The sequence below is a fragment of the Streptomyces gardneri genome, assembly GCF_006539185.1.
Classification (GTDB): domain Bacteria; phylum Actinomycetota; class Actinomycetes; order Streptomycetales; family Streptomycetaceae; genus Streptomyces; species Streptomyces gardneri.
Window position 1 is genome coordinate 87629 of record NZ_BJMN01000039.1, and the last position, 13103, is coordinate 100731.

Below are 13103 nucleotides of genomic sequence, written 5' to 3' on the forward strand. Positions count from 1 at the left end.
CGGCCAGGTCACGGATGTCTTCGACCTACGGCGGGATGCTGGAGGGCTACCCGTGCAAGCGCATCAACGACCTCAAGGCCAGTTGGCTCCAGTGGCAGGCCGAACGCGCGTTTCCCTCCACGGCGGTCCATCTTGTTCCCCCCTCCCGCGAGTACCCGGACGAGACCACCGCCTTCTGGCCCGTTGAGGTGCTGCCTTCCATTGCTTGCGGCGGCGTCTCAGGCTGGGCGTGTGACCTCAACCTGAACTCGCGACTGGAGCCTGCGTAGTGCGGGCGAATGCGGCGCCCGATGTGCGGGCGATGTCAGCAAGGGCCGGGCTGTGGCACGGGGGCCCCATGAGGCGCTTGCGACAATCGCCCGGGAGGTCAGCCCCAGCGCGCGGTTGTCGCGGAACACCCCCGCGTCGGCGGGGAGGAGTCGCCGTATTCGGCGCGGATCTCGGCGTCGAGCGGAACACCCCCGCGTCCGCGGGGGTGTTCCGGCCTGGCCCGTAGAAAGCCGCAGGCGCTGGACGTCCTCCCCGCCGTCGTCACCTCTCATGCCCCTTCCTGCAGCTGGAGCATCTCGTAGAACGTGGACCCGGCACCGCGTTGGAGGAGTTCGTCGTAGGTGCCTGTCTCGATGACGCGGCCGCCCTCGAGAACGACGATGCGATCCGCGAGACGCGCGTTGGCGAGGCGGTGGGTGATGAAGAGGGTGGCGCGGCCGGCGGCGAGGCTCTTTAGGCGGGTGAAGATCCGGTGCTCAGCCCGTGCGTCGAGGGCGGCTGTTGGCTCGTCCATGACGAGGACGGGAGCGTCGCGGTAGAAGGCGCGGGCGATGGCGAGGCGCTGCCACTGCCCACCGGACAGGTCGTGTCCGCCCCACCAGGAACGCGCGAGGGATGTGTCGAGGCCCTTGGGGAGCTGGGCGATGACGGCATCGGCACCGGATGCTTCGGCTGCAGCGTGGATGGCAGGGTCTCCCGCGGGCCGGGGCTGTCCGAGGTGGATGTTGGCGCGGGCGTCGAGCGGCCAGCGGGTGTAGTCCTGCGGGACCAGCCCGAGGTGCCGGTACACGGTGGCCGGGTCGGCCTGGGCGAGGTCGATGCCGTCCCAGTGGACGCTTCCGCCGGTGGGGAGGTACAGGCCGGTCAGGAGTTTGGCCAGGGTGGTCTTACCGGAGCCGTTCTCGCCGACGAGTGCGACGACTTCGCCGCGCTTGAGGTCGAGGTTGATGTCGGAGAGCGCGGGCCGGTCGGTTCCGGGGTAGGTGAAGGCGGCGTCGTTGACGCTGATCACCTCGGGGCCGGTCTCCGGGATGCGGGCGGTGCCGCGGCGGGCCGTCCAGGGTCCGGCGACGGCAAGGAAGCGGTGCCAGTCGCCGACGGCGAGCGAGGTCCGGAAGAGTCCGGCGCCGGCGCGGACGGTGGTGCTGAGCGCGGCGGAGGCGGTGCGTAGGGCGAAGGCGGCGGCGCCGGCGGCGGCGAGTTCGATGCGGCCGGTGGAGACGAGCAGGACGAGCGCGGCCCATGCGGCGGCGGTGGCGAGGGCGGTGAGGGCATCGCCGATTCCTCGGACCGTGAGGGCCTTGCGGGTGGCGGCGAGCTGCTCGTCTTCGAGGCGGCTGGAGATGATCTGGTACTGGTTGGTGAGGAAGTCGGCCATGGTGCCGGCGCGGACTTCGTCGGCGGTGGCCTGCTCGGTGGTGTAGGAGCGGAAGACGTTGCGCAGCCGGGAGTCGCCGAGGTTGCGGTGGTGCGCGTCGTGCTCGATCCGCGCGGCCCGGACGGCGCCCCAGGCGCATGGGGCGGCTGCGAGCAGGAGCAGGCCGAGGACGGCTGGGTGCAGGGCGGCGACGACGGCGGCGGCGGCAACGATCTGGGCGGCAGCGGAGGTGAGGAGCTGGGTGTCGAGGATGAGGTCGCGGGTCTTGTCCGCGCCGTCGGCGGCGGCCTGGCGTGCGTTCTCGAAGTCTGGGTCCTCGTACGCGGCGAGCTCGGCCGCCGTGGAGGCCGCGATGACCCGGAGGTCTGCTTCCCGTACGACCTTCGGGGCCAGGCGGGCGGCAGCGGCCCGCGCGGCGGCGTCGAAGAGGTAGCGCCCGCTGAGGGCGATGCAGAGGACGGCCAGAGCCCCGGCGCGGCCCTGGAGCCCTGCCAGAACGTCGCCGGTGAACAGACCGGCGAGCACACGCGTGGTGGCGGCGAGCGCGATGGCAGTGAGCAGAGCGGCGGCCCCCTGGCAGGCGGCCAGGGACAGGACGGCTCGGTGGTCGGTGGCCCAGCCTAGCCGGACGGCTCGGCCGAGGGTCCTCGGCAGGCGGCGGGCGATGGCCCAGGTCGACATGGTCGCGTTGGCGTCCTGGTACCGGTCGGAGGCCATGCGCATGACGGGAGGCTGGCTGACGGCAGTGGCCGGCGGCGCGATGGTGGCGGTAGAACTCACGGGCCTAGGAACGCGCGCCGTAGCACCTGGGGGCAACGGGATTGTCGGCGGCATGCACACATCGGAGCCGGTCAGACAATCAGGCCGTCAACTTTGCGTTACCGGATTCACCCGATCGAGAAGCCTTGGCCCGGGAAGACGGAGGCGTGTCTCCTCGAGCCACGGCCGTTGGGGTGCGTCCTAGGGGATGGAGAGGACGCGGGTGTAGGGCCGGTCCGCGCCATCGCCGACGTCGTGGCCAACCGGCCCCTCGGCGGTGTCGACCCAGGCGTGCGCTGCGTCGGGCAGCCGGCGCGCGCCGAGGGCCCAGGAAGCGCGGCGGCCGGTGAGGGCGGTCGCGAGGACGGTGGCGAGGCTGATCTCCATGCACGCGATCCGCCCTGGCCACCAGGTGGGGGTGACGTGGCGTACTGCCGTGTCAAGGCAGACGACCCGCCTGCGGCTGGCTGAGGGAAGGCGGCGCAGCGCCCGGACGGTAGCGATGCGGTATCTCAGCGGCAGGCGGCTGAGTGTGAGGGAGAGGGCGAGTCCCACGGCGGCGAGGATCCGCTCGGGCAGGGTTGGGGTGTCCAGCGGTACCGGCACCATCTGCGTCAACGCTCCCACCACCTTCGGCGCGGGGTACGGGTGGGGTCGGCAAGGACCCCGTCCTGCCGCCACTGAGCTACGAGACTGTCGATGCCCTGCTTGACGGCGTGCGGGTCGCGGCCGGTGGGGATGGCGAGTTCGTCGGCGAGGCCAGCGGTGGTGCCGTTGGTGACGATCGCCTGCCAGATTCGGGAGACGTCCGGACCGAGCATGAGCCATGTCGCACTGCGGACGTCGAGGATCACGGTCCCGTGCGCGTCCGTGGCGTGATGAATGCGTTTGGCCGGGGTCAGCATGATGTCCCCGTGGAGGAGCAGGTGCCGGCGCCGATGAGCCACCAGGAGACCGTCAGCAGCTGGTGCATGTCTGCCGAGCCGATCGGGGTGCGGCCCTGTCCGAGCTGGGCGAGGGTGTCGGCCACGGCGTCATGGTTGAACAGGCCGGACGTGATGAGGGGGCTGACGGCGAGAAGGTCGCCCAGCTGGGAGCGGTGCTGCTGGAAGGCCATCACCCGCTGAGGGGTGAAGGAGCCCTTGGAACGGCGCCCGAGCAGCCAGTCAGGGAGGTCCGGCAGGGCCGCCGAAAGCATCGGCTTGAAGGTGTAGAGGCCACGGCGGGCCTCCGGCGGTACGGCGAACGCGGCGCGGACCACGGTGTTGTCGAGGTACGGGTAGACGGGGCGGATGCCGAGAGCGTCGGCGTACGGGGCCCAGCCGCGCGCCGAGGCGCCGGTGAAGCGGAGCGCGGCCCACTGGTCGAACTCGTCGGCTCTCTCAGGCGGGGAGGTGTCGGCGGCGGCCTGCCGGAGCAGCATGGCCACCTGGGCACGGCCGTTGGGGGTCAGCCAGGATGCGGCGGTGCCGAGGCGGCACCAGGACCACCCGCCCACGCCGGGTGCGTTCTGCAGCCGGTTCTTCTCCAACTGCTCCACGGCCTTCTCCAGTACCCCTGTCCGGCCGAGCGCCGCGGTGTCCTTCAGGCCGTGCCAGAAGGGCCCGGGCGCTGCGTTCCGCATCCGGGCGTAGGCGACGATCTGGCGGTGCGCGGCGCGGCGCTTGCCGTCCTGGAGAAGCCGGACCCAGACCGAGGACGTCGCGTCCAGGACGACGTCGCCGCCGTGTCCGGTCAGGTGGAGGGGCAAGCCGGCCACCGGCGCGAGGTAGGTCCGGTCCATCTCGAACAGGGCTGCGCTCAAGGCCGGCTCCAGGCCGGTCGGCTGGCCGGTGGGAAAGGAGAAGGGCAGGTCTTCGTCGGTGCCGTGCGCGATGGTGTGCTCGATGTCGGTGTGCTCGGCGATCCGGGCAGCGAAGGAGGCGTCCTCGGCGCTGGTGTAGGCGTCGGTGTAGGTGACCGCGTGCACCTGGCCGACCTGGGAGGCGAGAACGACGGCCGCGGAGGAGTCGAGGCCTCCGGACAGGTCCGCGCCTACCGTCGCACCGGCGGCCCTCACCCGGTACTGAACGGCCTGGGTGAGGGCTGCTCCGAATTGGGCGGCGCCGGATTGCAGGTCTTCGGCGGGCTGGATCGCGGTGACATCGACGAGCTTCGGCACCTGTCCGATGCGGAGCAGCAGGCCGTGTCCGCCCGGCACCAGGTTGATCCCTTCGTACGGGCTGCGGCCGGGCCAGTGGTCGCTACCCGCGACGACCCGCGCGGCCGCCAACGCCAGTTCAGGCACGAGACGCTTCTTGAGGAGGCGAAGGTGAGACGCCCACGTCCCGTCGGCGGTGTAGTAGACCGGCCGGAGCCCGGCCAGGTCCCCGCAGACAAACCGCTCGCGCTCGTTTGCGGCCATCACCCAGTACGAACCCGGCCAGCCCGTCAGGTCCTCCCATCGTCCCGCTCGTACGGCCACGAGCACGCGGTGCAGTTCCGTCTCCTCCACCGGGCAATCTCCGACCACCGTGACTGTTGCACTGCCCTCTGTCGCGCTGCGCGCGCGGCTTCCGGGGCCCACGCGGACGTCTCCGAGGTCAACGACGATCAGACCGCTGCCGTCCGCCGCCGGTCCACCGGCGAGCCACTGCTCTCCCATGCTTCTGTGCCTCCTGCTCGATTCCGGAAAATGGGCCCGGGGGCCGCCGCTGTGCGGCGACCCCCGGGTTCGTGTGGCGCCGGGGCGATCAGCCCTCGAAGTAGTTGTCCTTGTCGGAGTCGTTGAAGGTCTGCCGCCCGAGGGTGAGCTCAGCGACGGGGTGGACGTTGACCTCGGCCGTGAAGTCGACGGCGGGGACGGTGGTCTGGGTCAGCTCGGCCATGGCCGGCCTCCTTGGTGTCGGTAGTGCCTGCTTGGGTGGTGCACATCTATGACATCGCTTTCGAACTCCCTTTCGTAGAGCACGAGTTGGTGACTTCCTAGGGGAAATATGGGGAGTGCGGATACCCGGACACGAGGCCGGGGGCTGTCGCAGTGCGACAGCCCCCGGTTCGCGGTGAGATCGGGTCGGTCAGCTCTCGAAGAAGTCCTCCTTGTCGTCGGAGCGTCCCGTGTAAGTGCCGAGGGTGAGCTCGTCGACGGGGTGGATGTTCACCTCGGGGGAGAAGTCGACGGCGGGGGTAGTGGGCTGCTCGGCCATGGCCGGTCTCCTGACTGTCAGAGGGTGTTTCTGCGAACGGTGCTCATTCAGGAGACCGTGTGCGGGCTTTCTTCTGTAGAGCAGGAGTTGGTGACTTTCTGGGGGAAACGTGGGGGCGTCAGGCCCCGCTCAACAGATCCTCCACGGCCCGCTGGTGGATGGCGTAGACGTCCGGAAGTTCGGCCAGGGAAGCGCGCTCGTCGATGCCGTGCAGGCCCTCGTAGGGGACGCCGAACCCGGCCGTGGCGGGGATCCCGTGACCGGCGAGGAGGTTGCCGATGTTCGACGGGCCAGCGGTCTTGGCCCGGACGTCGAGCCCTGTGGCCCGAGCCGCGGACAGTAGGGCGGCGGCAGGCTGCTCGTCCTCCTCCAGGCGGAAGGCGGGCCAGGAAGCGACCTCGGTGACCCTCGTCGGAACGGGCGCGGGCAGTTCGGCGTCGAGTTCGGCGACAACCTTGCGTACCAGGGTCTCGGCATCGTGTGCGTCGAACGAGGGAGTGGTGCGGATGTCGACGTTGATGTCGACCCGGTCTGGGGTCACAGAGAAGCCCTCGCCTCCGTGGAAGGCGGTGACGGTGAGCTTCGGCCCGAGCGGGAACCCGGAGGTGTTGTCCGGGCCCGGCAGTTCGGCGGCGTCGAGCAAACCCACAAGGCGTGCGGCGCGGGTGACGGCGCCGGTGACGGTGCGGCTGGAGCCAGAGTGCCCGGATGGGGCGTGCACAGCGATCGCGGCGCGCCACAGGCCGCGGCCGCCGACGACGACCTCGTCCATGCCGGGGTACCCGATAATGACGCCGGCTGGGCGTACGGCCTGTGGGTCGGCAAGGTAGGCGCGGGCGCCGCCGAACACGCCGGTGTGCTCGTCGACGTCCAAGAGCACGGCGAGGCCGCCCGCGAAGGTGTGCGGGCGGGTGGCAAGGTCGGCGGCGATGTGGCAGTACATCGCGGCGGCCAGCTTGGAGTCGGCCGCACCCCGGCCCTGGAGCCAGCCGTCCCGTACCTGGCCGGAGGTAGGGGCGAAGGACCAACGGGTCAGGTCGCCGAACGGGGCGGTGTCCACGCAGGCGTCGAGCGTCCACCAGGGGCCCGGCCGGTCCCCGGCGACCTCGGCCAGAAGCCCGACCAGCGCTCCCGCCTCGTCGTGCAGACGCCGGTGCGGCACGGCGTGGCCGGTCAGCCACGTCTCCAGGACATCAAAAACGGGACCGTAGTCGTCGGCGCCGCCACGGCTCGGCTGGCGGATGAGGTCTTGAGCGAGCCTCACCACCGACTGCATCGTCTTGTCCCGCCCGGCATCCTGAGGGCCACTGGTCATGCCCTTCCTCCCCAACTTCCCTATCTGCGACGCACGGGCAAGTCCCGCACGTCTCGTATCGTGCCCAGCAGCCGCGCTGCCGCGCACGCCTCTCGCCCGTGATGGACGAGGCCGGCCGCAGCTTCTCCGTCGAGGACGATGCCGCAGTCGAAGCCGTCCGCGCTGTGCAGGGACGGCAGCGGCACCACGGCCTGCTTCTCCGACGCCACGAAGAACCGCTCCAGCGTCGCCCCGCGGTCAACGATCCCGACGCTCAGCGTTCGGACCCCGTTGCGACGCTCGGCTGGGTTTCTTAGCGCCATGAGCCGCGTCAGGTGTTCGGCCAGCTCCTGGTGCCGCGGCGGGCCGTAGAGCACGCGGGTGTGCACCAAGTCCGGGTTCTGCGCGACAGCCGTCTCGATCGCGTCCAGGTATTCCTTCTCGCGGCTCCGGCTCCCCGTCACGACCAAGTGCTCGCGGGCGCCGGTCACCACCGAGGTCATCGCCTCAACCAGGTCGGCCCACCGCGTCACGAGAGTGCCCTGCGCATGGTGCAGAGCACGTGCAACCCCGTACTGTCCGTCCTGGTGGGCAAACAGCAAGTCACCCGGCTTGTCGTACAAGTCGCAGAGGCCACGTCGGTTGCGCAGCCCCGTACGTCGTCTTCCTGACTCCCACGCGCTGAGCTGACTGGTGTCGCTCGTCCCGCCAGTGATCGCGTTCAGGAGTGCGACGGCCTCCTCCAACGTGAGGTTCTTCTCCAGCCGTGCCCGCTTGAGCGCCGATTCTGCCGGCGTGCCCATCGAGACCGCCTCCTCCTGACTCCGCCGTGCTTCCAGATGTTCCAGATCGCCGTGCCGGTCGAACAGGTCGTGCAGGGCGCGGGGCGGAGCACACGCTCGGGCAACCCGCCCCAGAAACTACGCAGGCCGTCCGCTGACGGTCAGAACGTAATAGCCGGGTCCGTGCGGGCCTTCCCAGAAAGCCACCAGTTTGTCCTTGATGACCAGGCGGAGCGCCCGGGGCACCAGCTCCAGGGTCAGGCCATGCTGAACGGCGAGAATCGCGGTCGGCAACACCGTGCCGGCCCCGTGTCGGCCGCTCTCGATGCCGTGACGCACCGCCCGGTCGAAGGCGATGTCGTTGGGGTGCTGTTCCTGCGGGCTTAAACGGCGCCGACCCGCGTTCCGACCACCGGACGGGCTGTAGACGACCTCTCCCAGCCGGTCGAGATGGACCATCGCCGAGCCCACGTACCGCTGAGCCTGGCCAAGCTGTGTTGCCAGTTCGCGGACGCTCGGCAGCGTCTCGCCGATCGGGTATTGCTGCAAGAGGACACGCAGGCTGTGCAGGAGGACCGCACGACGCTCAGCGAAAGAGACATCCCTTCCTCTCGTCGCCTCCGGGTTGTGGTGCGGGGCTGCGGTGCCTGTCCCGTCCGTGGTCGGGACTTCCTGAAGATGCATCGGTATCGCAGTGATGGACATGCTTCCTGCCGGGGTTTGAGGTTGTCGTGGAGTGGACCGGCTGCTCTTCCCTCCCCCGTCTGTGGGGAGGGTGGCTCGACCGGAAAATCAGGGGTGGTGCTCGCCTCGGGCTGCGCTCCATGGCGACCGGAGTAACCGGTCCCCAGCGGCAGGTCGGGGTGGAGTGTGGCTGATCAGGCGGGGACCTTGCCGGTGGGGCGGTGCGGGCCGACGATCTGTCCGTCCGGGGGCAGTTCTCCGGTGTCCTCGAAGGTCAGGACGCCGTTGCACAACAGGCTCCAGCCCTGGGCCAGGTGGCAGGCGACGATCTGGGCGGCCCCGTGATCGGCGCCGCTCGCGGTGGGGCAGGGGGGCTCATGCGTGCACATGTTCGTCCTCATCCGTAGGGGCCTCGGAGGATGACCACGGTGATCTCGCCGTGGGCGTCCAGGTCGTAGCGATCGTGCTCGCGCCAGTCCTGAGCGAGGGCCTGGACGTGTTCCTCGGGCATGCCGATCTTTCGTCCATCGCGCAGCTTCTCGGTGACCGCCGTGGTGACGTGAAGGACACCATCAGGACGCAGCCACCGGCGGACGTCGGCGATGAGGCGCGGGATCTCCAGGAACTGGAGGGAGTGGCGGCAGGAGACCAAGTCGAGGCTGCCGGTCTGAAGGGGGCTGGGGATAGCGTCGGCGTCGAAGTCGTGCGCCTCGAAGCGGAGTGCGCCGCCGTGCTCGGAGTGGAGCTCGCGGGCACGTTCGATCGCGACGCGGGAGCAGTCGTACCCGGTGACCTGGAGTCCGATCTTCGCCATCTGGCAGGCCCACTCGCCGAGTCCGGTGCCGATGTCCATGGCGTGCTGTCCCAGAGCGACGCCGGCACGGTCCTGCAGGAGGCGGCGCTCACTGGGCGGGATCGGCTCGAAGATGGTGTCGGGGCGGGTGTAGACGTTGTCCCAGAAGGCGGCGGACCGGTGCTGGAGGGGCGCAAGGGTCACGAGGCGGTCTCCTGCTCGCGACCGTCAGGGGAGCTGCTGGCGCCGAGGCGGTGAAGGCGGGCGTGGTCGAAGCGCCGGTCGAAGGTGTCGCCCAGCTTCGCGCCGAAGAGGTTCACTTCCGCCGGCGGCTGGGGGGCGGGGACGATGGCGGCCAGGGCCTCGCCGGGGTCGCGCTGTTCGAGCGTCATGGTTGTCCTCACGGGGTCCGGGTTGCGTCCAGGTAGAACCAGGCGAAGGCGGCGCTGACGGTGATCACGAAGAGGAGCTGGGCGGCGATCTGCCGCCAGCCGATTCCCTTCTCGTCGAGCCGCCGCAGCGGGTTCCTTCAAGGGTCGGACTCGGAGGCCAGGAGCCAGGTGAAGCCGTTGCGGTACCCGATGTATTCGAGCTCCTGGATGTACGCGGTGGCGTTGCTGCTGATGTGGTGCCGGTTCGGGACAAGGACGCCGTCGGCGAATCCGCGCTTGATCTGGTCCCGGGCAGCCACCCAGCCGGGCCATTCGTCCGGGGGCACGTTCGGGTTCTGGCCGAAGGGCAGCTGATCGTGGTGCAGGTGGGTGACGGCCCAGCCCTTCCGGGCGGTCACCTCCCGGAGCTGGGAGAAGACCGGGCCGGGATCCTCACCGTGAAAGGTGCGGACGTACAGGACGACGCGGGGGGCCCGCGTCCCCTCGGCGGCTCGGGTCAAGCCGTTGTGGTTGAGGCGGCGGCGCAACTGGAGCAGGCGCCGACCGGCCGGCGGAGCCGAGCCCTGGGATCGCACGAAGGAGCGGTACGTCTCGTACTCGCCTCCGGTCAACGATCGGGTGGCACCGCAGGCAAGAGCACCTTTGAGGCTGCGGCCGAGAGCCGCGCGAGCGTCCACGCGCTTGCGCTTGTCCTGCGTTGAAACCGTCGTCGCCTCGTGAACCGCGGTCGCTGAGCTGTCTCTGTCCCCACCGGGCGGTGGTGCCTCCTGGAGCCTGGTCATGCCCCCCATCGCACCGCTGGACGAGGACAGCAACCAGGGGAAACCTACGGGGGGAAAATCTGTCAAGGGGGGAAATTAGAGGAGGAGATGACGCCATGATTGGCTTCCGCCCAGGGACAGAGGTCACACTCATGGCAGACCCGTTCGCCTTACTGCTCCTGCAGCTCCGGAAGAAGGCCGGTCGGTCACAGGAACAGCAGGCCGATGCAGTCAACGCCGTCTCCGGCCGCGTCACGGTCACGCGCCGCGAGATCAGCCGCTACGAGCACTCCGAAACCATCCCGACGAACCACACCCTCGGACATATCGCTGTGGCCTGTGGGGTGCCCTACGAGGAGCTGCTACGGGAGGCGAAGGCAGCCCGAACCAGACGAGCTCAGGCTCGTCGCCGTGTAGAACAGGACGAGGAGGATATGAAGCGTCGCACCGTGTTGGAGGGCGCAGTCGTTGGAGTGTGCACGGCTGCTGCCGAGCCCTGGGGGCGACTCGCCGCTGCCCTCCAGCGAGGAACGAAGGTCGACAAGCCTTCCGCGAGCGCGTTGATCGACCGCGCCGCCGACCTGCACATCCAGGAGCTCGGTCTCAGCGCCCGACTCCTCCAGCACAAGGTCGAGTCCCACCTCGACGCGATCACCGCGGTCCTTCCCCGCGCCGGTGAACACGAACGCGCCCTCACCATCGCCGCCGGAGAGACAGCTGCACTCGCCGGCTGGGTGGCCTGGGACCTCGGGGAGCACCCGAAGGCGAACGCCTACTACAAGGTGGCATCGGAGTGTGCGTCGTCCGCCGGCCATCCACCGCTGCGTGCGCTCGCGCTCACGTACGCCAGCTACGGGGGCAACGCCCCTCAACGCAAGCTGGGTCTCCTCCGCCAGGCCGCCCAGGACGTACGGGGGCGAGGGAACGCGGCCGCCGCCGCGTGGATCCACGGACGGTACGCGGAGGAAGCAGCTCTGCTGGACAACGCCACCGACGCCCTCCAGGCCCTGGACCGCGCGCGGTTCGCGTACGACTTCGCCGACCACACCAGCGAACAGGCATGGGTCCGCTTCATGACCCCCTACCGGATGGACTCACTGACGCTCTCCGTCTACAGCCAGCTACGGCGGTCGGAGCTGGCCGTCACCGCGAACGACGCCATCGCTCGCCTCGGAAACGGCCTGCCGGACGGCGGGGTCGTCGTTCTCGGCGACCTCGCTGTGGCACTGCTCCGGGGAGGAAACGTCGACCAAGGTCTCGACGTCACACGGAAGTTCGCGACCGCTGCCCATGCGAAGCCGAACACGATGGGAAAGGAACGTGCCCGCGCCATCGCCTCGCTGCTCCCCGTAGGGGAACGCGATCTGGCCCACCACCTGCGGCAGCTCGCAGCATGACCTCCATCCGCCCGATACGAGCGGATGGAGGCCAGGAACATCGCGTCAGGCCGTCGCGGTTTCCTCGACCACCCAGGACAGGTACGCCTCCGAGCCTCCGGTCACCGGCAGGGTGATCCACTCGGGCACGTCGTACGGGTGCTGCTCCACCACCCACGCCTCCAGCTCCGGAAGCCGGTCTGTCGTCGTCTTGAACGAGATGCGCCACTCCTTGGCTGTCTCGATGCTGCCCTTCCAGCGGTAGACCGCGGTGAAGGCCGGGTCGATGTGCGCGCAGGCGGCCAAGCGGGCCTCGACCGGCCCCAGCGCGAGGGCCTTCGCCTTCTCCTCGTCATCGATGGTCGTCTGCGCGATCACGATCTCGGTCGTCATGCGGCTGCTCCTCCTCGAACGGTGTCCTCCGACCCTACCCAGACAGCCACTTGAGCCAGCTATTACCAGCGCACGCGGGCCCTGACCCCCTATCTGCCTGGAGCGAGCCGAGGAGCATCGCTGCCATAAGGGCACTCGTCAACCTAGTGCGGCTCGACCGAGGCCATCGAGGAGCTTCTTCACCGCAGCCCGGCTGCCTTGGGTCTTCTCCCGGGCAAGCAGCCGCGACAGATCGTCCTGCGTGACGCCACCGTTGCCAGGGCCGTCGTCAGGCTTGTTGGGGTCGCGCTCGGGCGAGGCACCCAGGATCGGGTAGATGGGCCGCCCGTCACGGCGGTACCCGAGCGGGGCAAGCGGATTGGGGAGCGAAGGGCGCGTCATGCGTGAACCATCCAGGTCTCCAGCGCCCCCACGCCGGTGATCAGTCTAGCCACAGCACGTGTGTACTCGAGTAGCTCCAGGCGTCCAGCGGTCGGGGTTCTCCGCGGCCTCCCGGGTCTTCAGCGTCTCGACCTGCGCCTCGGTCATGTCGGTCATGATGTAGACGCACCCCCGACTGGGCTTGTACTGGTGGCCGTTGGAGAACGCGGTCACCGTGTACTTCTTCTCGCCGTTGGCCATCAGACCGAACCTCCCTGCCACCGCTCACGGGAGTCGAAGACCAGGGACTTGCGCTCGCGGGCGCCGGTGAACAGGCTCACCGCCTGGCCCGGGTCGTACTCGATGAGCTGCGCCCCGTTGTTCGGGTATCCGTACGACCAGCAGATGGCCCAGCGGCCGTCCAGCTCCAGGAGGGGGACGCGCGGTTTCCCCCTCGGTCGTCTCGTAATGGGCCTTCTGGTCCCACTCGCGCATGGGCTCCCCCTCAGACCGCGTTTGAGATCTGCTCTGTCTTGCGGCTGCGGTGCCGCCGGAGTAGCCGCTGCTGTTGAGGGGAGCTACCTGGCGGAGCTGGCAGGTGCGGTACCGGTGAAGCAGGGCCTCATCAGCGAGGAAGGCGAACGGCGGCCTACGAAGCAGCCGTTGCAGAGTCAGC

Annotated in this window: 17 protein-coding genes and 1 pseudogene; 2 read left to right on the forward strand and 16 right to left on the reverse strand. The window is 69.6% G+C overall.

Features of this window, described 5'->3' with window-relative positions; translation table 11 throughout:
* Positions 1–14: 14 nt before the first annotated feature.
* Positions 15–218 (forward strand): annotated as a pseudogene (locus tag SGA01_RS28295) (hypothetical protein); the annotation flags it as partial.
* A 320-nt stretch (positions 219–538) separates the two neighbouring features.
* Here SGA01_RS28295 and SGA01_RS28300 read toward each other — a convergent pair.
* From SGA01_RS28300 to SGA01_RS28350, 13 genes are all read right to left on the reverse strand, one after another.
* Positions 539–2371: an ATP-binding cassette domain-containing protein gene (locus tag SGA01_RS28300; RefSeq protein WP_229918522.1), complete on the reverse strand. Its 1833-nt coding sequence runs from the start codon at positions 2369–2371 to the stop codon at positions 539–541.
* A gap of 237 nt (positions 2372–2608) precedes the next feature.
* Positions 2609–3016, reverse strand: a complete 408-nt coding sequence (locus SGA01_RS28305) for a lasso peptide biosynthesis B2 protein (RefSeq protein ID WP_141299776.1) — start codon at positions 3014–3016, stop codon at positions 2609–2611.
* 5 nt (positions 3017–3021) lie between these two features.
* Positions 3022–3354, reverse strand: coding sequence for a PqqD family protein (locus SGA01_RS28310; protein ID WP_141299724.1), 333 nt, complete (start codon positions 3352–3354; stop codon positions 3022–3024).
* Positions 3306–5051, reverse strand: coding sequence for an asparagine synthase-related protein (locus tag SGA01_RS28315; RefSeq protein WP_141299727.1), 1746 nt, complete (start codon positions 5049–5051; stop codon positions 3306–3308). The genes SGA01_RS28310 and SGA01_RS28315 overlap by 49 nt, the downstream gene beginning before the upstream one ends.
* 88 nt (positions 5052–5139) lie before the next feature.
* The gene (locus tag SGA01_RS42270) at positions 5140–5274 is read right to left on the reverse strand and encodes a hypothetical protein (RefSeq protein ID WP_255325276.1); all 135 of its coding nucleotides are present in this window, start codon (positions 5272–5274) and stop codon (positions 5140–5142) included.
* A 189-nt stretch (positions 5275–5463) separates the two neighbouring features.
* The gene (locus tag SGA01_RS42275) at positions 5464–5592 is read right to left on the reverse strand and encodes a hypothetical protein (protein WP_255325277.1); all 129 of its coding nucleotides are present in this window, start codon (positions 5590–5592) and stop codon (positions 5464–5466) included.
* A gap of 118 nt (positions 5593–5710) precedes the next feature.
* Positions 5711–6907: a M20 family metallopeptidase gene (locus tag SGA01_RS28320; protein ID WP_141299730.1), complete on the reverse strand. Its 1197-nt coding sequence runs from the start codon at positions 6905–6907 to the stop codon at positions 5711–5713.
* 20 nt (positions 6908–6927) lie between these two features.
* Complete coding sequence (locus tag SGA01_RS28325; RefSeq protein ID WP_141299733.1) at positions 6928–7689, reverse strand: XRE family transcriptional regulator; 762 nt, start codon at positions 7687–7689, stop codon at positions 6928–6930.
* Positions 7690–7806: 117 nt separating this feature from the next.
* On the reverse strand, positions 7807–8373 hold the full coding sequence (locus SGA01_RS28330; protein ID WP_141299736.1) for a GntR family transcriptional regulator: 567 nt from the start codon (positions 8371–8373) through the stop codon (positions 7807–7809).
* 173 nt (positions 8374–8546) lie between these two features.
* Positions 8547–8741 (reverse strand): DUF5999 family protein, encoded by a 195-nt coding sequence (locus SGA01_RS28335; RefSeq protein WP_141299739.1) that lies wholly within the window; start codon positions 8739–8741, stop codon positions 8547–8549.
* An 8-nt stretch (positions 8742–8749) separates the two neighbouring features.
* The gene (locus SGA01_RS28340) at positions 8750–9349 is read right to left on the reverse strand and encodes a class I SAM-dependent methyltransferase (protein WP_141299742.1); all 600 of its coding nucleotides are present in this window, start codon (positions 9347–9349) and stop codon (positions 8750–8752) included.
* On the reverse strand, positions 9346–9537 hold the full coding sequence (locus tag SGA01_RS28345; RefSeq protein WP_141299745.1) for a hypothetical protein: 192 nt from the start codon (positions 9535–9537) through the stop codon (positions 9346–9348). Before SGA01_RS28345 ends, SGA01_RS28340 begins: the two co-directional genes overlap by 4 nt.
* A 137-nt stretch (positions 9538–9674) precedes the next feature.
* The gene (locus SGA01_RS28350) at positions 9675–10148 is read right to left on the reverse strand and encodes a hypothetical protein (protein WP_141299748.1); all 474 of its coding nucleotides are present in this window, start codon (positions 10146–10148) and stop codon (positions 9675–9677) included.
* Positions 10149–10450: 302 nt separating this feature from the next.
* Here SGA01_RS28350 and SGA01_RS28355 point away from each other — a divergent pair, with 302 nt between their 5' ends.
* Positions 10451–11695 carry a helix-turn-helix domain-containing protein gene (locus tag SGA01_RS28355; RefSeq protein WP_141299777.1) on the forward strand — a complete coding sequence of 415 codons (1245 nt, stop codon included), beginning with the start codon at positions 10451–10453 and terminating at the stop codon, positions 11693–11695.
* Between the two features lie 45 nt (positions 11696–11740).
* Here SGA01_RS28355 and cutA read toward each other — a convergent pair whose 3' ends face one another.
* From cutA to SGA01_RS28370, 3 genes are all read right to left on the reverse strand, one after another.
* Positions 11741–12067 carry a divalent-cation tolerance protein CutA gene (cutA, locus tag SGA01_RS28360; RefSeq protein ID WP_141299750.1) on the reverse strand — a complete coding sequence of 109 codons (327 nt, stop codon included), beginning with the start codon at positions 12065–12067 and terminating at the stop codon, positions 11741–11743.
* Between the two features lie 138 nt (positions 12068–12205).
* On the reverse strand, positions 12206–12448 hold the full coding sequence (locus tag SGA01_RS28365) for a hypothetical protein (RefSeq protein ID WP_141299753.1): 243 nt from the start codon (positions 12446–12448) through the stop codon (positions 12206–12208).
* Between the two features lie 45 nt (positions 12449–12493).
* The gene (locus SGA01_RS28370; protein ID WP_141299756.1) at positions 12494–12688 is read right to left on the reverse strand and encodes a hypothetical protein; all 195 of its coding nucleotides are present in this window, start codon (positions 12686–12688) and stop codon (positions 12494–12496) included.
* Positions 12689–13103: the final 415 nt, after the last annotated feature.

Excerpts from the sequence above, each read along its gene's own strand:
- SGA01_RS28355 (WP_141299777.1), top strand. The coding sequence starts at position 10,451 with ATGGCAGACCCGTTCGCCTTACTGCTCCTGCAGCTCCGGAAGAAGGCC.
- SGA01_RS28305 (WP_141299776.1), bottom strand. The coding sequence starts at position 3,016 with ATGGTGCCGGTACCGCTGGACACCCCAACCCTGCCCGAGCGGATCCTC.
- SGA01_RS28345 (WP_141299745.1), bottom strand. The coding sequence starts at position 9,537 with ATGACGCTCGAACAGCGCGACCCCGGCGAGGCCCTGGCCGCCATCGTC.
- SGA01_RS28315 (WP_141299727.1), bottom strand. The coding sequence starts at position 5,051 with ATGGGAGAGCAGTGGCTCGCCGGTGGACCGGCGGCGGACGGCAGCGGT.
- SGA01_RS28370 (WP_141299756.1), bottom strand. The coding sequence starts at position 12,688 with ATGGCCAACGGCGAGAAGAAGTACACGGTGACCGCGTTCTCCAACGGC.
- SGA01_RS28335 (WP_141299739.1), bottom strand. The coding sequence starts at position 8,741 with ATGTGCACGCATGAGCCCCCCTGCCCCACCGCGAGCGGCGCCGATCAC.
- SGA01_RS28300 (WP_229918522.1), bottom strand. The coding sequence starts at position 2,371 with ATGCGCATGGCCTCCGACCGGTACCAGGACGCCAACGCGACCATGTCG.
- SGA01_RS28365 (WP_141299753.1), bottom strand. The coding sequence starts at position 12,448 with ATGACGCGCCCTTCGCTCCCCAATCCGCTTGCCCCGCTCGGGTACCGC.
- SGA01_RS28325 (WP_141299733.1), bottom strand. The coding sequence starts at position 7,689 with ATGGGCACGCCGGCAGAATCGGCGCTCAAGCGGGCACGGCTGGAGAAG.
- SGA01_RS42270 (WP_255325276.1), bottom strand. The coding sequence starts at position 5,274 with ATGGCCGAGCTGACCCAGACCACCGTCCCCGCCGTCGACTTCACGGCC.
- SGA01_RS28320 (WP_141299730.1), bottom strand. The coding sequence starts at position 6,907 with ATGACCAGTGGCCCTCAGGATGCCGGGCGGGACAAGACGATGCAGTCG.
- SGA01_RS28330 (WP_141299736.1), bottom strand. The coding sequence starts at position 8,373 with ATGTCCATCACTGCGATACCGATGCATCTTCAGGAAGTCCCGACCACG.
- cutA (WP_141299750.1), bottom strand. The coding sequence starts at position 12,067 with ATGACGACCGAGATCGTGATCGCGCAGACGACCATCGATGACGAGGAG.
- SGA01_RS42275 (WP_255325277.1), bottom strand. The coding sequence starts at position 5,592 with ATGGCCGAGCAGCCCACTACCCCCGCCGTCGACTTCTCCCCCGAGGTG.